At 67.8% G+C, this 1,569-nt stretch carries 1 protein-coding gene; it reads left to right on the forward strand.

Annotated features, from left to right (window positions below):
- Window positions 1-112 precede the first annotated feature (112 nt).
- Window positions 113-1,504, forward strand: coding sequence for a cation:proton antiporter (locus tag QMX83_RS21390; RefSeq protein WP_282298634.1), 1,392 nt, complete (start codon window positions 113-115; stop codon window positions 1,502-1,504).
- Window positions 1,505-1,569 lie beyond the last annotated feature (65 nt).

Raw genomic sequence — 1,569 nt, forward strand, 5'->3', positions numbered from 1 at the left:
GCCGTTGGCCGGCTCATGGAATGTGTCCGGCGCTCATGAGGGCCGGCCAACGGCCGGCGCTACCGGGGGTATCGAGTGCCTGCCGCGCTATGATGGGCCCTCACGCAAGGGCATGTTCATGGACGCACAAAGCAGGGGCGAGTCACGGCCGATGAAATGGGGTTGGCACTACCTGGCCTGGGCCGGGATTCCACTGGCCATCGGCCTGGCGCTGGCGCGCTATGCCGGTCCGGGCCTGCCCACGGTCGCCGCCAAGGCGGAGAAGGTCGTGGGCAGTGACTGGGCCCAGCATCTGGCCTCGCCGCTGGGCCTGTTCCTGCTGCAATTGCTGGTCCTGCTGGTGGTGGCCAAAGGGGCCGGCGCGCTGCTCAAGCGCCTCGGCCAGCCGGCGGTGATCGGCGAAATGGCCGCCGGCCTGATGATGGGTCCGCTCGTGCTGGGCAGCCTGCTGCCCGGCCTGCACGGCGCGCTGTTCCCGGCCAGTTCGCTGGGGCCGCTGGGCATGCTCAGCCAGCTCGGCGTGCTGATGTTCCTGCTGGTGGCCGGTGCTGAGCTCGACCTGGGCGCACTGCGCGGTCGCCGTCGTTTTGCCTTTACCGTCAGTCACGCAGGCATCGCGGTGCCGTTCGTACTCGGCGTGCTGCTGGCGATCTGGCTGTATCCCGCTCACGGACCGCAGGGGGTGGGGTTCACCGCCTTCGCGTTGTTCGTCGGCATCTCCATGAGCATCACCGCGTTCCCGGTGCTGCTGCGCATCCTGGCGGACCGTGGCATCACCCACACCCCGCTGGGACAGACCGCCATCGCCTGCGCTGCACTTGGCGATGCCACCGCGTGGTGCCTGCTGGCGCTGATCGTGGCCGCCGCGCAGGCGACCGGTTGGATCACCGCCAGCGTCAACCTGCTGTGCGTGGTGGCCTTCATCGCGCTGATGCTGGGCGCAGTGAAGCCGTGGTTCGCGCGTCAGACCGTCAAGGCAGGCAGCGAAGGGCGCTGGCTGCTGGGCGTGCTGTTGCTGGCGCTGGCCAGCGCACTGGTTACTGAAGTGTTGGGCATCCATGCCTTGTTCGGTGCGTTCGCCGCCGGTGTGGCGGTGTCGGCCAACACACAGTTGCGTCAGTTGCTGATCTCGAAGGTGGAACCCTTTGCGGTCACCCTGCTGCTGCCGCTGTTCTTTGCCATGACCGGTCTGCGCATGCGTGCCGATGCGCTGCAGGCCAGCGACCTGGTGCTGTGCCTGGTGGTGATTGCCGTGGCGACGGTCGGCAAGCTGCTGGGGACCTTCAGTGCTGCGCGCAGTGCCGGGCTGGAGACGCGTGAGGCGTGGCGGCTGGGTGCGTTGATGAACACCCGTGGCCTGATGGAGCTGATCGTGCTCAACCTCGGTTACGAACTCGGCCTGCTGGGTGACCGTCTGTTTGCGGTGCTGGTGATCATGGCGCTGGTGACTACCGCCATGACCGGGCCGTTGTTGAACGTCATAGAGCGTCGCCGCTCACCGTAACGGTAGCGCCGGCCGTTGGCCGGCCCTCATGAACGCAGGCCGCAACACGTGGGCCGGCCAACGGC

Source organism: Stenotrophomonas sp. PS02289 (assembly GCF_029960115.1).
Lineage (GTDB): Bacteria > Pseudomonadota > Gammaproteobacteria > Xanthomonadales > Xanthomonadaceae > Stenotrophomonas.

Coding starts and splice junctions, on each gene's coding strand:
- QMX83_RS21390 (WP_282298634.1), top strand. CDS start 113: ATGTTCATGGACGCACAAAGCAGGGGCGAGTCACGGCCGATGAAATGG.